Consider the following 17,721-nt stretch of genomic DNA (forward strand, 5'->3'; position numbering starts at 1 on the left):
AGGAACCCGACTTTCGACCTCGCCCCATCCAACGCCACAACACTCCAAAGGATGGCCCCCATGGCACCTGCCAAGCCAATCGCCGTCGGCATCACCAACACACCGGCGTCCGACGCCGCCCTGATGTGGGCCGCCGCACGGGCCGACAGGCTCAAGGCTCCCCTCGCCGTCGTCACCGTGGTCGATGACCGGTGGATGGCCTCCGAAGTACTGCCCTACTTCGAGGTGTTGCGTGAATCAGGCCTGGGCCTGCTCAAGGAGGCCGGCGAGAAGGTCAGTGCCGCCTACCCGGGGCTGAGCCTTTCGCTGAAACTCCTCGAAGGAGGGGTGGGCTCGGCGCTGGGCGCATACTCGAAAGAGGCCGCAATGCTTGTCCTGGGTACCAGCGGCCACTCACGTGGCGCACTGACAGACCGTGCCCTCCAGGCTGCTGCAACGGCCGAATGTCCGGTTGCGGTCATCGGCGGGGGGCAAGAGGACGGCCGCGGCGTGTTCGTGGGGGTGGACGGTTCCGAGGAGTCAACGCAGGCGGTGGCCTACGCTGCCGCCGAGGCCGACATGCTGGGCGAGGAGCTGACGGTCCTCTACGCGTTCACCGGGCCCAACCGTTGGATCGCGGCGGGACTGCCCTCAAGCAGTTTTGCCACCCATGTGCTCGAGGAGGAGCAGATTGTCCTGGGCGAAACGGAGGCAGGCCTGCGGCAGGACTACCCTGACCTCACCGTGCACACGGTGATGGAAACCGTCGTGGAGCCCACGGCTGCCCTGGTCCGGGCCGCCTCCGGGGCGCGCCTGCTGGTGCTGGGCAGCCGCGGCAAGGGCGGCTTCGAGCGGCTGTTGCTGGGCTCCACGGTGCACGCGGTGCTGGCACAGCCGCCATGCCCCACCATCATCACGCGGATGCACGTACCGCAGCACGGCGATTGAGCGCGCCCGCTTGGTGGAGCATGCCATGCCGGCCGCCGGGAAAGCCGGGGCCTCCGCCCTCGATGTGGAGGGCCGCCGTGCCCGTGAGGGGCTGACCACCGGTGAAGTCCAGGAGCGGACCGCTGCCGGCCGGATCAACAGCGTGCCCACGGCCACCAGCCGAACGGTCAGGGCGATCGTCCAGGCGAACGTGTTGACGCTTTTCAACGCCGTTGTGGGCGGCTGTTTCATCCTGCTGTTCGTCCTGGGCCAGTGGCGTGACGCCCTCTTTGGGTTGTCGGCCATCAGCAACTCGTTGATCGGGATAGTCCAGGAGTACCGGGCCAAGCGTTCGCTCGACCGGTTGGCCATCACGCAGGCGGCGACGAACACGGTGATAAGAAACGGCGCACGGGAACGGATCCCGTCGGCGGGGCTGGTCCCCGACGACACCGTTGTCCTGGCCGGCGGCGACCAGGTCACGGCTGACCTCCTGCTGCTGGGCGGAGCCTCACTGGAGGTGGACGAATCCTTGTTGACCGGCGAATCCGAGCCGGTTCCCAAGATGGGCGGCGCCGTGCTGCTCTCCGGGTCGCTGATCCTGGCGGGCAGCGGCCGGGCCACCGTGCTCAGGGTGGGGCCGGATACGTTCGCGTACCGCCTCGCGGCGGAGGCACGCCGGTTCTCGCTGGTCACGTCGGAGATCCGCAGGGGCCTGGGGAAGGTCTTCGTCGTCATCACATGGTTGCTGCTGCCCACTGCGTTGCTGCTGGTAAACGCGCAGATGCAGGACCGGGGCGGGTGGACGGGTGCCTTCGGCTCGGGGCGGTGGATCCCCGCCGTGGTGGGGGCAGTGGCCGGGATCATGGCGATGATCCCCCTCGGCCTGCTGCTGATGACCAGCGTGGCATTCGCCGTTGGAGGCCTCCGGCTGGCACGCCAAAAGGTCCTGATCCAGGAGCTGGCGGCCGTGGAAGTGCTGGCGAGGGTGGATGTCCTGTGCCTCGACAAGACGGGCACGCTGTCCTCAGGCTCCATGGTGTTCGACGCCGTCCACGCTCAGGGGGCCTTCCGGGCAGCACGCTGGCAGCCGGTGCTGGAGTGGTTCGGGGCCCAATCGGAAGGCGGCAGCACTGCAGCGGCCATTGGTGCGGCTTTTCCCGCGGCCCCGCCGCTGGCGGAACGGTCCGCCATCCCCTTCTCGTCCGCCCGGAAATGGAGTTCTGTCACTGTGGGGCCGGAATCCGGCGCGGCCGGCACGTGGATCCTCGGCGCGCCGGACGCCGTCCTCGGAGGCTCCCCTGGTTGCGCGGCGGCACACGGGGAGGCCGCCGCCCTGGCCTCCACCGGCCTTCGGACGCTGGCCTTGGCCTACCTTCCGGACATCCTGCCGCCGGACGCGGGCGAGACGGGTCTCCCCACGACACTGGAGCCGGTGCTGCTGATAACTTTCCGCGAAAGAATCCGGGCGGACGCCGCCGCGACACTGGACTACTTCCGACGGCAAGGCGTCACCGTGAAGATCATCTCCGGCGACGACCCCCGGACGGTGGCGGCCCTGGCACGGGGAGTTGGCTTCGGCAACGGGGCCGCGTACGACGCACGCCTCCTTCCCGGGGATCCGGCCCAACTGGAGGACATAGTGGACGCGCAGAGCCTCTTTGGCAGCGTCACGCCGTCCCAAAAGCGGGATCTGGTCAGGGCCCTGAAGCGGCGCGGGCACACGGTGGCCATGACCGGAGACGGCGTAAACGACGTCCTGGCACTGAAAGAGGCGGACCTGGGCATCGCCATGGACTCGGCCTCGCCGGCCACCAAGGCGGTGGCCCGGCTGGTTCTCCTTGACGGCCGCTTCGAAAGGCTGCCCGCGGTGGTGGATGAGGGGCGCCGGGCGATCAGCAATATCGAGCGGGTTTCCTTGGTATTCCTCAGCAAGACCGTCTACGCCACGGTCATCTCCGTGGTGTGCGGCATCCTGCTGCTGGCCTTTCCGTTCCTGCCACGGCAGTTGTCCGCACTCGACGGCTTGACCATCGGCCTGCCGGCCTTCTTCCTGGCCCTGCAGCCGGGCGGCGAGCGCTATGCCCCCGGGTTCCTCCGCCGTTCCCTGGCCTTTGCCGTGCCGGCGGGATTCTGCACCGCCGTGTGCGTTTTGGCCGTCAGTGCACTCGCCACAGGCTTCGGCGGGCACACCCGGGAGAACGCGCAGTCCGCAGCCACCGTAACCTTGGGTCTGTTGGCTGCGTGGATCCTGGTGATGGCGTCGCGGCCGCTCAACGGCACCAAGGTCCTGATCCTGGCCGGTATGTACGCGGGCCTGGTCCTCCTGTTCAGTGTGCCCCTGACCCGGCATTTCTTCCGGGTGGATTGGCCTCCCCCGGGCCTGCTGGCCCTCGCGGTCGGGGTTGGCCTGGCAGGCTGCGCGGCCATCGAAGGGGTGGGCCGGTTTACCCGGCACAGGCGCGCCCGTGCCGGGTGAACCGGCGCTGGGACCTTGGACTCTGGCTGCTGTCCTGCCAAGAGGGGATGGTGGAAATGCCGGGCGATCCGATGGTCCGGCTTCCACTTGAGCAGGAGGCAGTAATGACTGACCTGATGAAATGGTTCGATTCACGGCGCTCACCCTTGGACGTCATCGAACGGCTTTTCGAAGGTGACGTGGGAACTTCCGCCATCCGGGTGGAGGAGATGGTGGACGGCAATACCCTCGTAGTACGGGCTGAGCTGCCCGGCATCGACCCCGAACAGGATGTTGACGTCACCGTTTCCGACGGCGTGCTGTCCATCAAGGCGCAGCGGGAGGAAAAGAAGGAACACAAGGACAAAGGCAGTTACCGCTCCGAGTTCCGGTACGGGTCCTTCGTCCGGCGTATTCCGCTTCCCGGTGGCGTCCAACAGGCGGACGTCACCGCCGCCTACAAGGACGGCGTCCTGGAGGTCCGCGCCCCGATGCCTGACCAGGCGGTCGAAGCCAGCGCGTCGAAGATCCCTATCACCAGGGGCTGAGCAGCGCCGGGCGGACGACGCCGGTGCCTTGCCCCCGCGGGGACCAGGCACTTTTTATGTCCAGCTGGCTTAGGACGCCTTGCCCGCCGCAGCTTCAGCTGCGGCGATGACCGGAACTGTTTTGACGTAGGTGTCCGGGTTCAACGAAACGGAGTCGATGCCCTGGCCGACCAGGAATTCGGCAAGGTCCGGATGGTTGCTGGGCCCCTGCCCGCAGATTCCGATCTTGATGCCGGCCGCGTGGGCTTTGCGGATGGCCTCGGCAATGAGCGCCGTCACGGCGGGGTCGCGTTCATCGAAGAGGCCGGCAAGCTCCTCGGAGTCGCGGTCCACTCCCAGGACCAGCTGGGTAAGGTCGTTGGACCCGATGGAGAAGCCGTCAAAGCGCTTGGCGAATTCCTCGGCCAGGACCACGTTGGATGGGATCTCGCACATCATGTAGAGCTGCAGGCCGTCAGCGCCACGGACCAGGCCGTGCTCCGCCATCGCCTCGATGACCTGGTCCGCTTCGCCGACTGTGCGGCAGAAGGGGACCATGACGATGACATTGCGGAATCCTGCCTGCTCCCGGACCCGTTTGAGGGCCCTGCACTCCAGGGCGAACCCTTCCCTGTAGTGGTTGCTGTAGTAGCGGGAGGCGCCGCGGAAGCCAATCATGGGGTTCTCCTCCGGACGTTCGAAGAACCTGCCGCCCACCAGGTGGCTGTATTCGTTGCTCTTGAAGTCGCTGAGCCGGACGATCACCGGTTTCGGATGTAAGGGAGCGGCGATCTTGGCGATTCCCGTCGCCAGCACGTCCACGAAGTACTCCTGCGGGTCGTCGTAGCCGCTGGTGAGCCGCCTGATGAGGTCTGCTTCCTGCGGATCGGTCACTTTTTCCGGATGGACCAAGGCCATGGGGTGGACGCGGATCAGGCTGTTGATGATGAACTCCATCCGGGCCAGTCCCACCCCGGCTGCAGGCAGCCGCCACCATTTGAACGCCGCGGCCGGGCTGGCGATGTTGACCATCACATCCGTTCGGGTGGCGGGAAGACCCGCCATGTCCACATCCTCCACTGAGTACTCCAACAGTCCTTCATAGACGCGCCCCTCCTCCCCTTCCGCGCAGGACAAGGTGACCGGGGCGCCGTCGGACAGTATCTCCGTTGCGTTGCGCGTTCCGACGACGGCCGGCACGCCAAGCTCACGGCTGACGATCGCGGCATGGCTCGTGGTCCCGCCGTGATCGGTGACGATGCCGGCGGCGCGCTTCATGACCGGCACCCAGTCGGGGTCGGTCATCCGGGTGACCAGCACGGAACCGTCAACGAAAGACTCGATGTCCTTCGCATCGCGGATCACGCACGCCGCGCCCTTGGCGATGGCATCGCCAATCGCCGCCCCGGTTGCCAGGACCGGGCCGGGGTGCAGGAGGTGGTAGGTCCGGAAGGTGGAGGCGCTTCTGCGCGCCTGGACAGTTTCCGGCCGCGCCTGCACCATGAAAAGGTCACCGGTCAGGCCGTCCTTTGCCCACTCCATGTCCATCGGCCGCCCGTAATGCTGTTCGACGGCGGCGGCCCACCGGGCCAGGAGGACAATTTCCGGGTCGCTCAGCACCAGCGAGCGCCGCTCGCGTTCGCTGGTGTCAACGGTCCGGGTCCGTGCATCACCGCCCTGGCTGTACACCATCTTGCGCTCCTTGGCGCCCACGGCCCGTTCGATGACGGGACTGAACCGCGGGTCGGCCAGCAGCGGCTTGAACACCTGGTATTTGTCCGGGTTGATGGTGCCCTGGACCACGGTCTCCCCCAGCCCCCAGGCGGCGCTGATCACCACAACGTCGGGAAAGCCTGATTCGGTGTCAATCGAGAACATCACCCCGGAAGCGCCGACGTCGGACCGGACCATTCTTTGGACCCCCACGGAAAGGGCGACGTCCAGGTGGTCATAGCCCTTCATCTCCCGGTAGCTGATGGCGCGGTCGGTGAACAACGATGCGTAGCAGCGCCTGCAGGCATCAAGGACGCCGCGCTCGCCCGCCACGTTCAGGAAGGTCTCCTGCTGCCCGGCGAAACTGGCATCGGGCAGGTCCTCTGCCGTGGCGCTGCTGCGCACGGCCACGGGCACCTGGGCCTGCCCCGTCCGGCTGCACAGGTCACGGTAGTGTTCCTGGATGTCTGCGGCGATGGCGTCGGGAAAACTCGCTTGCAGGAACAGTTCCCGGATGGCTGCGCCCGCCTGGCGCAGCGTTGCCCGGCCGGCGCGGTGGTCATCCATGTGCTGCCGGATCCCCGGTTCCAGGCCGTTGGCTGCCAGGAAGGTCCGGTAGGCGGCGGCAGTCGTGGCGAATGCTTCGGGAACCCGCACTCCCGAGGATTGAAGGGACCGGCTCAGCTCACCCAGGGATGCGTTCTTGCCGCCAACCGAAGGTATGTCCGCGAGCCCGGTGTCTTCGATCCAGGTGACATTGACGTTGGCCAGGACGGCTTCTGCGGGGGCACTCATGGCTCGATTCTGGCGGCCGCCGGGCAGGGCAGGCAGAGTCTTTGGTCCCGGTGCCGCCCCCTCAGCGGCATCAGTACTTACGCAACAGCGGACCCCTGGGCCGGCCGCAGGCGGTTCCGGACAGTTTTGTGGATCCAGTCGGCTGCCAGGACGGCGGGGGCGGCGAGGAGGGCGAGGGCCATGCCCATGGGGGTAGGCGGGGCCTGGCCCAGCACTGCCGCAAGATAGGGCACGTAGAGGCATGCTGCCAGGATGGCCAGTTCAGCCAGCACGGCCCACACCAGCAGCCTGTTGGTCCCCCATCCCAGCTTCCACGGCGGCACGGTGGCGCTCCGGCACGCGAAGGCGTTGGCGAGCTGCCCCAAGACCACCGCCATGAAGGCGGCGCCGGATGCGGCCGCCAGGAGGCCGGGAGCCGGTGGTTGCCCCCGGGTCCAGCCGCCGGCCGCGAGGACAGCGGCGAACACCGCCATTTCCGTCGTGGCCTCCACCGGCCCCAGGATGCAGAAAACCCTGATGATCAGCCGCCTGTCCATGAGGTGCCGGCGTTCGGGCGGACGGGACAGGACACGTTTGCCCGGCGCCTCCGCCCCAAGCGCCAGGGCCGGCAGCAGGTCGGTGCCAATATCCAGGGCAAGGATCTGGAGCACCCCCAACGCCAGCGGAAACTGCCCGCCGGAAAGTGCCCAAATGACGAAGGGGGTCAGTTCCGCCACATTGTCAGTGAGGTGGTAGGTGAGGAAGCGGTGGATGTTGGCGTAGGTGGCACGGCCCTGCTCGATGGCTGCGACGATGGTGCCGAAGTGGTCGTCAAGGAGCACCAGGTCCGATGCCTCCCGCGCCACGTCGGTCCCGCTGAGCCCCATGGCCACGCCGATATCGGCTTCGCGGAGGGCAGGGCCGTCGTTGACGCCGTCGCCGGTCATGGCCACCACATGCCCACGGGCCTGCAGGGCCCTGGCGACGCGGAGCTTCTGCTCGGGCGATACCCTGCTGACTACTACCCCGTCCCGGTCCAAAAGGGCCCCCAGAACCTGGTCGTCCGCGGGAAGGTCCGAACCTTCAAGGACACATTCGGGTGATCCCGTCAGACCGATTTGGCGGGCAATCGCTGCCGCGGTCCCCGGATGGTCACCGGTAATCATGGCGATCTTCAGGCCGGCCCGGCGCGCAATCCCAATCACGTCGCCCACATCGGGGCGAGGCGGATCCTGGAGGCCAATCAGGCCGAGGAATTCCAGCCCGGTTTCGAGGTCGGCCGGCGTGCCGGTCTGCCATGTTGCCGGCACTCCCCCGAGTCTCCGCCGCGCGACGGCGATGACGCGCAAGCCACGTGATGCCATCACTTCAACATGTTCCTTGACGTGCGGCGGCACCGCGCCGCACACCGGGAGCACAGTTTCGGGGGCGCCCTTGCAGAACAGGTCCGCTCCCACAAGGGCAGATTCCCGGCGCCGCACCGGGTCAAAAGGCAACCGCCGCGCAGGGGCTGCCCCGGGTCCGGTTCCAGTCAGCCTGCGGGCCAGGACGTCCAGGGCTGCTTCCATCGGATCTCCTTGCGCGCGCCACTGCCCGCCGTGCAGCTCGGCCCGGCCCTGCGACGCCGCCCGTGCTGCGAGTGCGGCGGCGGCCGCCTTGTCCATTCCGTGTCCCTGCACGTCGGCGTCGGGGCCATACCCGTCGCCGGTCACGTGGACGGATCCGTCGGCGGTGAAGACTTCGACGGCGTTCATCCGGTTCTGGGTCAGGGTCCCGGTTTTGTCGGTGCAGATGAATGTTGTGGACCCGAGCGTTTCGACTGCTTCGAGGTTGCGCACCAGTCCGTTGCGTGCAGCCATCCGCTGTGCGCCCATGGCAAGGGAGAGAGTCACGGTGGGAAGGAGCCCCTCCGGTACCAGCGCCACGGCAACGCCAATGGCGAAGAGGAACGAATCGCGCCATTGGAAACCCACCAGCAACGAGGCCATGAAGAAGACGGCGGCGATTCCCAGCGCCATCGCCGCGGTGACCCGGACGATCCGGCGCAGTTCCAGGGACAGTGGTGTGGGGGGCGAAACCGCTTTGCTGGTGAGGTCGGCGATTCCGGCCAGCCTGGTGTTGGCGCCGGTCGCCGTGACGGTCGCTTCCCCGTAACCGTTGACCATGAAGGTGCCGCCCCAGACCCGGTCTCCCGCCGCTTTGGAGACCGATTCGCTTTCGCCGGTCAGCATCGATTCATCCACCGCGCATGCCGAGGCCAGCATGAGGGCCATGTCGGCGGGGAGCCGGTCTCCGGCAGCGAGCAGGACCACGTCGCCCACCACCAGTGCGCTGGCGTGGACGGTCTGCACCTTCCCGTCCCGGCGGACCATGACGTCGGCCGGCAGCAGGGCGCGCAGCTTGGCTGCGGCGTGCTGGGCGCGTTCTTGCTGGATGTGGGCAAACACGCCGTTGACGATCACGACGACGACGATCGCCACCGCCAGCTGGGGCATGTCGGCAATGAAGGCCAACCCGGCGGCACACCAGAGCATGAGGGCGAAGAAGTGCGTCATCTCGGCCCAGAGCTTCCGCCATTGCGGGACGGGTTTTTCAGTGGGCAGCTGGTTGGGGCCGGCCTGTTCCAGGAGTTGCGCGGCCCTTGCAGATGTCAGGCCCTCCGCGGTCCTCACACAGCGTCCGCCTCCTGGCCCACCAGGAGCACCGGGCAGGCGGAGTGCGCTGCGCACGCCTTGGTGACGGACCCCATGGACTGCTTAAGGAGGCCGCCCTCTCCATGCCTGCCCACCACCAGCATCTGCGCCCGGCGGCTTTCGTCCACCAGCACCTTCGCCGGTGGCCCGAATTTGACGTCCACATCGACGTTCGCCGGCCGCTCGCCCGGGAAGGCCCGGCCCAGGGCGTCCTCCACGAGCCGTTCGGCGGCGTCCTCCAGCCTCGCGGTGAACTGCCGGTCTGCCCCCTCGAGGCGTGAGGTCACCAGGTAGTCGGGCATCCCGACGCATGTGATGACCTCAAGGCGGGTCCCCAGGCGGGCGGCCAGCTTGCCGGCATACCGCAGGGCGGCGGAGGAATATTCGGAACCGTCCACGCCAACGATGACGGGCTTGGCCACTGTTTCTGCGTTCATACCACCACGTTGGCCGCTGGTGCATTTGGGCGGAAGGGCCGAAAGTCATGCTGACGGGCGGACAACGCCGGCAGCAGGCGAAGGGCGCCTGGAGCCTGCCATCCGCGTCGGGTCGGCACCGTGGAGGGCGCGCAGGCCGTTCAGGATGGTGGCCAGGTCCACCAGCTCCTGCAGGAGGGCACCGGCGACGGCGGGAATGTACCCAGTCATGGCGATGGCCATCAGGACCAGGCTGAGCCCTATCCCGGTCCAGATGCTCACCAGGGCCACGGCTACCGTCCGTTTGCCGATGGCGACGGCCTGGGCCACCTTGGACAGGTCATCGAGCATGATTACCACGTCGGCCGATTCGCTGGCGGCCGTTGCGCCTTTGGCGCCCATGGCTATTCCTACCTCGGCGGCGGCCAGGACGGGCGCGTCGTTGACGCCGTCGCCCACCATGATGACCGGGCGTTCCCGGATGGCGGCCACGGTGTTGACTTTGTCCTCCGGCAGGCATTCCGCCTGCACGCGGCCGATTCCCGCTTCCTCGGCAATGTGCGCCGCGGTGGCTTGGGCGTCCCCGGTCAGCAGCATGGTGTTCCGCACTCCCAGGGAGTTCAACTGTGCCAGGGTATCCACGGCGTTGCGGCGTAACGGATCCTTCATGACCAGCGCACCGGCGTACTCGCCGTCCACGGCCACGTGGATGGCCAGCTGGCCGCTGTGGACCGGTGTTTCACGGAACCCGGTCGAGACATTGCTGACCAAAGCTGCTTTGCCCACCACCACGCGCCGGCCGCCGCAGACAGCTTCCACCCCGTGCGTGGCAGTTTCGGCCGCCTGCTGTACCGGCAGGAGCTCCAGGTTGGCCAACTGTGCCGCCTCGATCACCGAGCCTGCCAGGACGTGCGAGGAGTATTGTTCAGCCGAGGCAGCCAGCTGCAGGATCCGGTGGCTGCCCAGGGACCCGCCCTTGCCCGGGGCCACCCGGACCTCGACAAGGACGGGACGCCCGGAGGTGAGGGTTCCGGTCTTGTCGAAAACCGCTGTCTGCGCCTTCGCAAGTTGCTCGAGGGTCCGGGTGTTCTTGATGATGATGCCCTTGTGCGCGGCCTGGCTGGTGCCGGCCAGGAAAGCCACCGGCGCCGCGATCAGGAGCGGGCAGGGCGTAGCCACCACCAGGACCTGTGCAAAGCGGAGCGCTTCACCTGACAGGATCCAGGCCGTGGCGGCCATGGCCAGTGCCAGGAGGGTGAAGGGGACGGCGTACCGGTCAGCGAGCCTCACCACCGGGGCCCGGCTGTTTGATGCTTCCTCTACCAGGGCGATGATGCGGCTGTACTGGGAGTCGGCCGCGGTGGCCGATGCCCGCATGCGGATTGCTGCCACACCGTTCACCGATCCGCTGAGCAGCACCTGCCCCCGTGCGTGTTCCACGGGAAGGCTCTCGCCCGTCAGCGAAGATTCGTCAAGGCTGGCCGTTTCAGACAGCAGCGTGCCGTCCACCGGCACCAGCTCGGAGGGGCGTACCATCAGCACGTCCCCCGGCACCACCTCGCCGATCGGGATATCTTCGAGCACGGTGCCGGCTCGCTCGCGGTGCGCGAAGCGGGGTGCCCGGTCCAGCAGGGACCGCAGCTCCCGGGCGGCACGTCCCTGGGCGAAGTTTTCGAGCGCTTCCCCGCCGGTCAGCATGAGGATGACCACCAGGGCGGCCAGGTATTCGCCCACTGCCACGGTGCTGCCGATCGCCATGAGCGCCAGGAGGTCGATCCCCCAGCGCCCTTCCCGCAGGGCGCGGACCATCCCGGCGGAACGCAGTACCACGATCACAGCGGCATAGGCAGAGGCCAGGATCCGGACCTGCAGTTCCAGGCCGGATTGCATCAGCACCAGCGTGGCCGCCAGCACCAGGCACGTCAGCGCGACGACGGGATACTGCTTGGTGAAACGCCACGCCTTCTCCGCGGGGAACTTTGCGGGCCCTTCGGGGGCAACTCCATCGAGGCGCCCGCCCGACGCCGTGGGCGGGGCGGCCGGCTTCCTCATTCAGGACACTTCAAAGCTGTGTACCGATGGTGTTCACGCATAGAGCCGAACGTACCGGTCCGGCACTGCCTGGGGTAGGGCATTTGGACCCGGCACCGGGCTCGTCGCTCCTTGTGGCGGTGTGACCTTTGGCCCTGTCATGTAACCGGCCTCGCGGCAATGCTGGTGGCATGAACGGAAATGGGCAGGAACCGCGGAAGACCCACGTTGCGGAGCAGGCTGTGGCAGTCGTCCGCGAACGCGTCCCGATGGACGCACTGACAGGCTTTTTTGGCAGGGCCTTCGGTGCCGTCATGGCGGCTGTCCAGATGCAGGGCGCCAGCCCTGCAGGCCCGCCGTTCGCGCTGTACCACGGTATGCCTGGCGAATCAGTGGACGTCGAAGCGGGTTTCCCCGTCGCGGGACGCTTTCACGGAACAGGCGAGGTGGCCAGCGGGACGCTTCCCGACACCGATGCGTATGAGGCCATCCACAGCGGCCCGTATGACACGTTGGGCACCACCTACGATGCCATCCGGCAGCGCATGGAGGAAGACGGCGCCACCCCGGGCGGGATGGTGTGGGAATACTACTTGAGCGATCCGGAAAAGCAGCCGGATCCGGCCACGTGGCAGACCAAGGTGGTTTGGCCCGTTGCCTAAGGCAGGGCAGACGCCGTCGATCAGCTCCTGGCACGGCTGAAGGTCAGATCCCAGGGCTGTGTGCCGCGGGCAGATAGTTGCCACCCGTCACGGGCTATGTCCCGGCGCAGTTGGCGGAGGCTGGCCTGCAGGCCCGGTGCCCATTGTTCCTCGGGAGGAGTCCGGTTCAGCGGCGGCCCGGGAAACGTGCAAGGACCGGCGCCACAGAACAGGGCACTTGGTACCTCGTTGGGTGAACCAACGGAACCGCCTGACAGCCGGGCCGAATGGTGCTGTCTACGCCGGCGCCCCATATGGCGGAGCCCAGGCATGAAGAGGCCTGGGCCTGTTGCTCTTTGACGGGAGCCTGCCGCTGGTGGCCCTGGTATTCGGCGCCCTGCCGTGGGCCCTGCCCGGCAGCCGGAACCGGCCAACCGGGACTTTGGGCCCTAAACGCGGGCCGTGTCCTCTGGGATGGTGGTCTGGGCCGGAACACCGCTGTGGTTGTACATCCGCGCCGGATCCGATTCCGGCTTGTGATGCCGGACGGCCACGTTCTGGCTGTCTCCGGCCCGTTCACGGACAAGCGGTCGGCGGCCGCAGCCATAGAAGAAGTCCGGGAATGTGCAGGGACCGGACTGATCCGTGACGTGGTGCCACCAGCGGGACTCGTCCTCGCTCCCGCAGCACCCACCCGGTACAGCATCCGGCGCGGAATCGGCCGGTTGGGTGCGCGCGGCGTCGCGTAGGCCTCCGGATACCGCCCCCGGAACTAGAAGCTTGACGAACTGCCCGACCCGGAAAAGCTCCCACCGGTGCTGCCGTACCCGGTGGTGCTGCCGCCGCCCCTGGCCGAGTTGACACTGCCGATGCCGGTGCTGAACCCGGAGTTGAAGGTGGCAACGGAGAAGAACTGGTATGTGGGATAGCACGTGCCAAGGATGCTGGGTTCGTACCTGCGCTGCCCGTGGTGGGTGGGCCCTTCATGGGCGGCGTCCATTTTCTCCCGCATCAAGCGCGCCTCGTCCTCATTCCTGGCGAACCCCTGGATGACCGTTTCGGCGTGCTGCTCCAACAGCTCCGACAGCCGGGAACGGGCATCGTAGAGCCGGTCCAGTGCCTGCTCCGGCGTGATTGTTCCGTCGGCCAGGTCAGCCGTCCAGCGCTCGATCTCCCGCAGGCTTTCGTCCCTGAAGGACCGCAGGGCCGCCGCGCTGGCGGACTCGCCCTGCCCGTGCCTCTTGCTCAGGAGCTGCTCCAGCCCGGCTAAGTCCTCGCGGAACGGTGCAAGCTGCCGGTCCCAGGCCGGGGGCCAGGTGGCGGCGCGGTTCAGCAGGGCGTTGCTGTCCGCGATGACGTCATCCAGGGCATCCAGCTGGGCTGCGTTGTCGGCGAATTCGCGGGCAAGGTTGAGGCTTTTCCGCCGGCTCAGCGCTCGCCGCGGGAGCGCATGCACCTGGTTGGACAAGTCCGTGGTGGCTGCGTACCGGCTCAGGAAAGTGCGGTGCTTCTCCAGGACCTGGCTGCCATAGCGCGACGATTCGGGGATGGTGCCCGCGTTCAGCTCCGTGACCTCCAGGTCCATGCTGACGTTGGAATAGCTGCGGTCCCCCCGATCAATCTGCCTGCGGCACCTGGCTCGTGTCACGCCGCGGACTGTAAGCCATGCGGCTGCGCCCAGCGCCGCCAGCCCGCCCGTTACCCACACTGTGATGAGGAACCCGGCAGAGCGGTACCATGGCTGGTTGATGAGCTCGGCGGCCCGGCGGATGCCGGCCACGGTGCCGTCGGTCCACTGGGCGTCACGGAAGAGTTCCTTCGACGCGTCCTGGATGTCGCCACGCTGCTCCAAGGACACTTTCCGGTCCTCACCCATGTATGTGCCCACGTGGCGGCCCACAGGATCGAGCGCGAAAATGAATAACCCGTCCGCCCATTTCTGCCCATCCGCACTGATCCATTCCGGATGCCGGGACCGGGCAAACGCGAGGACCTTTTCGTTAAGGTTGTCCGCGGCGGTTCCGTTGTAGGTGAAGACTGCGATACGGGTGGGTTCGTAGAACTGGATACTTTCGACGGCGGGGACCAGCGTGTTCTGGTCCAGCACCCCTGCGGTGTCCTCCACAACGATGGCCACGGGCGCACCCGCGGCGCTCGCCGCCGGCACCGCCACCAGGAGGGCACCCAGCGCAAGCACGATCACACCAATCCGGCTGGCCAGAGTACCCATGTCCCTCTCCTTACTGCGTGGAATCAGGATGGAACCAGGACCAAGCCGGACAAAGGGCCAAAAGTCCCGCCGGGCCGAGTGGTGGCGGCGGACCCAGTGGGCCTTGGACAGGGCCCTGGACCCGGAAGAAGGAACCAAAGCGCTGGGGCTGGCCACCCTGGAGGTGCTGGCACGGAGCGGGCTCGCGCGCACCGAGGAGCTCGAGCTGTTCGATATTGCCTGGAAGAGCGTCTCCGGGGAAGAGAACGGAGAGGACACTGAGACGGACACGGGCCCATGGGAGGAGGCGGCCGGCGTGGACGGCCGCGCCATCTTGGGCGAGAATGAAACGAAAGACGAAGAAAATGCCGAGGAGGTTGGACCATGAGCGCAACGTCGCCTGAGCAGCGTTATGTCCACCCCGCACGGAAAGCCGCTGCCCCCTCGGCCACAAAGAAGGCAACCCCCGCCGAGCGCCGGGTCCAGGTCGCTGCGGCCAGGCTCCGGGTCACGCTCGATGAAAGGCTGGGGCGCGAAACACCCGCCAAGACCAAGGCGCTGGCCAAGGAACCGATCTAAATCCCGCTGCACGGTGGGGGCCGGCCCCGCGCGCCAAGGCAAGGTGAACGGTGGCTGCAGTAATACTGGCCGTGGACGCCGACGACCTGCATCGCCGGGACTACCGTGCCGCCGTCGAACAGGTCATGGAGTCCGGCAGGTTCGTGGACCGGTGGAAACTCGATTCCCGGCCGGAAGCAATCCCGGGAACGGACGCCTGGCTGCTGCTGCGCGGCGGCGGGCAGGGCAATGGCCTGATCGGCCATGGGCTGGTGGAGTCCGAGCCTTACCAGGTCCCCGCAGCCGACCATGCCTCAGACACTGGCTGGTTCATCACGGTGGTCTTCGACTCGCTGCTGCCCTTGGGTGAACAGACCGGCCCTGAAATCATTGAGTCCGCGTTTCCGGGCGGTTTCCTTGCCGGTGAGTCCGCGCACTCCTTGGTGGAAGTCCCGCCGGAGTCCGAGCCGGCCCTTCACAGGCTGTGGCGTATCCAAGGTCCTGCGATGACGGATCCCGATGAACTCCCCGGTGGAACCTTTCACCCTTCTGCCGTCCGCCACGTCCAAGTGAACCGCTACGAGCGGGACCCGGATACCCGCAGGTTGTGTTTGGCGTTCCACGGCACGTCCTGCGCGGCCTGCGGCTTTTCCTTTGAAGCCACCTACGGAGTGGCCGGTGCCGCCATGGTTGCCGTGCACCACCTGGTTCCGGCAGAGATGCTGGGGAACAGCTATCAGCTTGACCCCGTAGCCGATCTCGTCCCGCTGTGCCGGAACTGCCACGTGGTCGCGCACAGCGAGAACCCGCCCCGGACGGTTGCGGAACTGCGCACCATGGCCTCCGCCGGCGGCAACGTGGCGGGTGACGTGGTCAGCACGGCCCAACTCCAAGCGCAGGCCGATGCACGCCGGATTCTCGGGGGCGGCCCCACGTAGGGTTTACCGGACTATGTTGGGACCATGGCAAAGCCTGGCCGGAGCGGGAACGGGGAAGACCCGGGGGACCTCGGTCGTGCCCGGGCGGACGCGGCCGCACAGCTGGATGCGGGGCTCGGCGACGTCGACTGGGCAGTCCCGCCGCCAGGCTCGGTGGACTTCACCATCGACGTGCCGAGCGGCAAGCTTGCGGCTGTCGCGTTGGGCGATCCGGATGATCCCTGCGTCGTGCTGGTCCCCGGCGCCACGGGGTCGAAAGAGGATTTTTCCCTGATGATGCCGGACCTCGCCGCGGCGGGTTACTTTGTTCTCGCTTACGACCTTGCAGGCCAATACCAGTCAGCCGGGGCCGGCCCGGAGAATCTGGTTCCGCCACGCAACCATTACGACTACCGGCTGTTCGTGGATGACTTTGTGGCCGTCCTGGAGACGACGGCAACGCCGGTCCATGTGGTTGGGTACTCGTTCGCCGCCATCATCGCCCAGCTCGCCTATGTGGAGCGGCCCGGGCTTTTCCGGTCCTTGACGCTGCTGGCCTGCCCGCCCGAACCGGGACATGGCTTCAAGGGAGTGGGCAGGATCGGCCGGTTCAGCACGTGGGTGAACGGCCGGGCAGGGGCCGCCCTGCTCATCTGGGGCATCCGCAGCGGCCGGGTGGCGAGGGTCCCGCGGGGCAGGCAGCGGTTCGTGAACTATCGATTCCGTTTCACCCGGCGGGCCTCAATCCGGGACATCTACACCCTCATGCAGCATGTTCCGGATGTCCGGCAGGAGCTGGCCGGGGCATCCCTGCCCAAGTTCGTAGCGGTCGGTGACCACGACCTGTGGCCGCTGAGCCTGCACCGGCAGTTTGCCCAGGCCATCAAGGCGCGGATCGGGGTGTACCGGGGTGGCCACAGCCCCTGCGAAACCTCGCCCCACGAGTTCAGCCGGGATTTGCTGGCCCTGTACGCCGGGGCCGGGGAGGCGTAGCGCCCTGCTGCCGCCAGGGGCCGGCGGATCGGCAGCCAGGCCCTGAGGGAAGGCCTAGCGGATGCCTGCGGCGCGCAAAGTGCGGGCCAGTTCGCCGGCCGCTGAGTGCAGGGTCTCCACGGTCTTTTCGATGACGTCATCGGTGGCCAGCTCGATCGGCATGGAGCAGCTCATGGCGTCCGTGCCGGGGATGCGGTACGGGACCACCACACTGACACAGCACAGCCCAACCGTGTTCTGTTCCCACTCCACGGCGTGCCCGGTTTTCCGGAATTCGGCGAGCTCTGCCTGCAGGGCCCCGAAGTCAGGCACCGTGTTGGGGGTCAGCGGGGCGTAGGGTCCCGGACCAAGCCGTTGCCTTACTTCCTCGTCGGTGTATTCGGACAGGATGGCCTTTCCCAGCGCAGTCACCTGGGCCGGCAGCTTGCGGCCCACCCGGGAGGAAAGCCGGCGGCGGTCCACTGCCTGCCGGGTGGCCAGGTAGATGACGTCGGAACGGTCCAGGCGGGCGTAGTGGGTTGTGAAAGTGGTCGCGTTGCGGACTTTTTCCAGGATGCCGGAGACATGTTCCATCACAGGATCACGGTCAAGGTACGCGGTGCCGCACAGGAGTGCATGCGTCCCGATCCGGTAGGCGCCCTCCGGCGTCTGCTCGATCCAGTTCAGCTCAAGCAAAGTCAGCAGCAGCCAGTGCAGGCTGGAGCGCGGATAGCCGGTCAGTTTGAAGATCTCGGCGGTTGTCAGCGGCTGCGGGGCCGCAGCGACCAGCTCGAGGATCGCGATGGTGCGCTCGGCGGACTTTACCAGTTTCACGTCGCCGCCCGGCGCCTCCCCGCGCGGACTCTCCTGGACCTCGAGTGATGCCATCAGTGCTCCCCCTGTCGC

The 17,721-nt window shown here is 67.3% G+C and carries 15 protein-coding genes; 9 read left to right on the top strand and 6 right to left on the bottom strand.

Annotated elements, in window-relative coordinates:
• Nucleotides 1-60 precede the first annotated feature (60 nt).
• The 3 genes from DFO47_RS10920 to DFO47_RS10930 all read left to right on the top strand — a co-directional run bounded on the left by DFO47_RS10920 (nucleotide 61) and on the right by DFO47_RS10930 (nucleotide 3,912).
• Complete coding sequence (locus DFO47_RS10920) at nucleotides 61-927, top strand: universal stress protein (RefSeq protein ID WP_133831628.1); 867 nt, start codon at nucleotides 61-63, stop codon at nucleotides 925-927.
• A 25-nt stretch (nucleotides 928-952) separates the two neighbouring features.
• Nucleotides 953-3,385, top strand: a complete 2,433-nt coding sequence (locus DFO47_RS10925) for an HAD-IC family P-type ATPase (protein ID WP_133831629.1) — start codon at nucleotides 953-955, stop codon at nucleotides 3,383-3,385.
• 104 nt (nucleotides 3,386-3,489) lie between these two features.
• Nucleotides 3,490-3,912: an Hsp20/alpha crystallin family protein gene (locus tag DFO47_RS10930; RefSeq protein ID WP_133831630.1), complete on the top strand. Its 423-nt coding sequence runs from the start codon at nucleotides 3,490-3,492 to the stop codon at nucleotides 3,910-3,912.
• 69 nt (nucleotides 3,913-3,981) lie between these two features.
• Here DFO47_RS10930 and ppsA read toward each other — a convergent pair whose 3' ends face one another.
• The 4 genes from ppsA to DFO47_RS10950 form a co-directional block, all read right to left on the bottom strand.
• Entirely contained in the window at nucleotides 3,982-6,399 is a 2,418-nt protein-coding gene (ppsA, locus tag DFO47_RS10935) for a phosphoenolpyruvate synthase (RefSeq protein WP_133831631.1), read from the bottom strand.
• A 77-nt stretch (nucleotides 6,400-6,476) separates the two neighbouring features.
• Complete coding sequence (locus DFO47_RS10940) at nucleotides 6,477-9,050, bottom strand: cation-transporting P-type ATPase (protein WP_133831632.1); 2,574 nt, start codon at nucleotides 9,048-9,050, stop codon at nucleotides 6,477-6,479.
• Nucleotides 9,047-9,508 carry a universal stress protein gene (locus DFO47_RS10945; RefSeq protein ID WP_018761504.1) on the bottom strand — a complete coding sequence of 154 codons (462 nt, stop codon included), beginning with the start codon at nucleotides 9,506-9,508 and terminating at the stop codon, nucleotides 9,047-9,049. The genes DFO47_RS10940 and DFO47_RS10945 overlap by 4 nt, the downstream gene beginning before the upstream one ends.
• Before the next feature lie 45 nt (nucleotides 9,509-9,553).
• Nucleotides 9,554-11,539, bottom strand: a complete 1,986-nt coding sequence (locus DFO47_RS10950; RefSeq protein ID WP_133831633.1) for a heavy metal translocating P-type ATPase — start codon at nucleotides 11,537-11,539, stop codon at nucleotides 9,554-9,556.
• 170 nt (nucleotides 11,540-11,709) lie between these two features.
• Here DFO47_RS10950 and DFO47_RS10955 point away from each other — a divergent pair, with 170 nt between their 5' ends.
• Both DFO47_RS10955 and DFO47_RS21485 read left to right on the top strand, forming a co-directional pair.
• Nucleotides 11,710-12,180 carry a GyrI-like domain-containing protein gene (locus DFO47_RS10955; RefSeq protein WP_133831634.1) on the top strand — a complete coding sequence of 157 codons (471 nt, stop codon included), beginning with the start codon at nucleotides 11,710-11,712 and terminating at the stop codon, nucleotides 12,178-12,180.
• 293 nt (nucleotides 12,181-12,473) lie between these two features.
• On the top strand, nucleotides 12,474-12,908 hold the full coding sequence (locus DFO47_RS21485) for a YegP family protein (RefSeq protein ID WP_133831636.1): 435 nt from the start codon (nucleotides 12,474-12,476) through the stop codon (nucleotides 12,906-12,908).
• 23 nt (nucleotides 12,909-12,931) lie between these two features.
• Here DFO47_RS21485 and DFO47_RS10970 read toward each other — a convergent pair whose 3' ends face one another.
• A complete protein-coding gene (locus DFO47_RS10970) occupies nucleotides 12,932-14,389 on the bottom strand; it encodes a DUF5129 domain-containing protein (protein ID WP_133831637.1) in 1,458 nt (485 codons plus the stop codon).
• Between the two features lie 28 nt (nucleotides 14,390-14,417).
• On the opposite strand from DFO47_RS10970, the gene DFO47_RS10975 reads away from it, so the two are divergent.
• Genes DFO47_RS10975 through DFO47_RS10990 form a run of 4 tightly spaced genes read left to right on the top strand, consistent with a single transcriptional unit; the run spans nucleotide 14,418 to nucleotide 16,836 of the window.
• Entirely contained in the window at nucleotides 14,418-14,756 is a 339-nt protein-coding gene (locus tag DFO47_RS10975; RefSeq protein WP_243835438.1) for a hypothetical protein, read from the top strand.
• On the top strand, nucleotides 14,753-14,947 hold the full coding sequence (locus tag DFO47_RS10980; RefSeq protein ID WP_133831638.1) for a hypothetical protein: 195 nt from the start codon (nucleotides 14,753-14,755) through the stop codon (nucleotides 14,945-14,947). The genes DFO47_RS10975 and DFO47_RS10980 overlap by 4 nt, the downstream gene beginning before the upstream one ends.
• A 50-nt stretch (nucleotides 14,948-14,997) precedes the next feature.
• A complete protein-coding gene (locus DFO47_RS10985) occupies nucleotides 14,998-15,864 on the top strand; it encodes a restriction endonuclease (protein WP_243835440.1) in 867 nt (288 codons plus the stop codon).
• 24 nt (nucleotides 15,865-15,888) lie between these two features.
• On the top strand, nucleotides 15,889-16,836 hold the full coding sequence (locus tag DFO47_RS10990; RefSeq protein WP_208294394.1) for an alpha/beta hydrolase: 948 nt from the start codon (nucleotides 15,889-15,891) through the stop codon (nucleotides 16,834-16,836).
• Between the two features lie 54 nt (nucleotides 16,837-16,890).
• On the opposite strand, the gene DFO47_RS10995 is transcribed toward DFO47_RS10990, so the two are convergent.
• Nucleotides 16,891-17,703: an IclR family transcriptional regulator gene (locus DFO47_RS10995; protein WP_109044495.1), complete on the bottom strand. Its 813-nt coding sequence runs from the start codon at nucleotides 17,701-17,703 to the stop codon at nucleotides 16,891-16,893.
• Nucleotides 17,704-17,721: the final 18 nt, after the last annotated feature.

Origin of the sequence: Arthrobacter sp. AG258, from assembly GCF_004364695.1 — a bacterium.
Classification (GTDB): Bacteria; Actinomycetota; Actinomycetes; order Actinomycetales; family Micrococcaceae; genus Arthrobacter.

Excerpts from the sequence above, each read along its gene's own strand:
- DFO47_RS10970 (WP_133831637.1), bottom strand. The coding sequence starts at position 14,389 with ATGGGTACTCTGGCCAGCCGGATTGGTGTGATCGTGCTTGCGCTGGGT.
- DFO47_RS10920 (WP_133831628.1), top strand. The coding sequence starts at position 61 with ATGGCACCTGCCAAGCCAATCGCCGTCGGCATCACCAACACACCGGCG.
- DFO47_RS10950 (WP_133831633.1), bottom strand. The coding sequence starts at position 11,539 with ATGAGGAAGCCGGCCGCCCCGCCCACGGCGTCGGGCGGGCGCCTCGAT.
- DFO47_RS10945 (WP_018761504.1), bottom strand. The coding sequence starts at position 9,508 with ATGAACGCAGAAACAGTGGCCAAGCCCGTCATCGTTGGCGTGGACGGT.
- DFO47_RS10980 (WP_133831638.1), top strand. The coding sequence starts at position 14,753 with ATGAGCGCAACGTCGCCTGAGCAGCGTTATGTCCACCCCGCACGGAAA.
- DFO47_RS10990 (WP_208294394.1), top strand. The coding sequence starts at position 15,889 with ATGGCAAAGCCTGGCCGGAGCGGGAACGGGGAAGACCCGGGGGACCTC.
- DFO47_RS21485 (WP_133831636.1), top strand. The coding sequence starts at position 12,474 with ATGGCGGAGCCCAGGCATGAAGAGGCCTGGGCCTGTTGCTCTTTGACG.
- DFO47_RS10975 (WP_243835438.1), top strand. The coding sequence starts at position 14,418 with ATGGAACCAGGACCAAGCCGGACAAAGGGCCAAAAGTCCCGCCGGGCC.
- ppsA (WP_133831631.1), bottom strand. The coding sequence starts at position 6,399 with ATGAGTGCCCCCGCAGAAGCCGTCCTGGCCAACGTCAATGTCACCTGG.
- DFO47_RS10995 (WP_109044495.1), bottom strand. The coding sequence starts at position 17,703 with ATGGCATCACTCGAGGTCCAGGAGAGTCCGCGCGGGGAGGCGCCGGGC.
- DFO47_RS10930 (WP_133831630.1), top strand. The coding sequence starts at position 3,490 with ATGACTGACCTGATGAAATGGTTCGATTCACGGCGCTCACCCTTGGAC.
- DFO47_RS10925 (WP_133831629.1), top strand. The coding sequence starts at position 953 with ATGCCGGCCGCCGGGAAAGCCGGGGCCTCCGCCCTCGATGTGGAGGGC.
- DFO47_RS10955 (WP_133831634.1), top strand. The coding sequence starts at position 11,710 with ATGAACGGAAATGGGCAGGAACCGCGGAAGACCCACGTTGCGGAGCAG.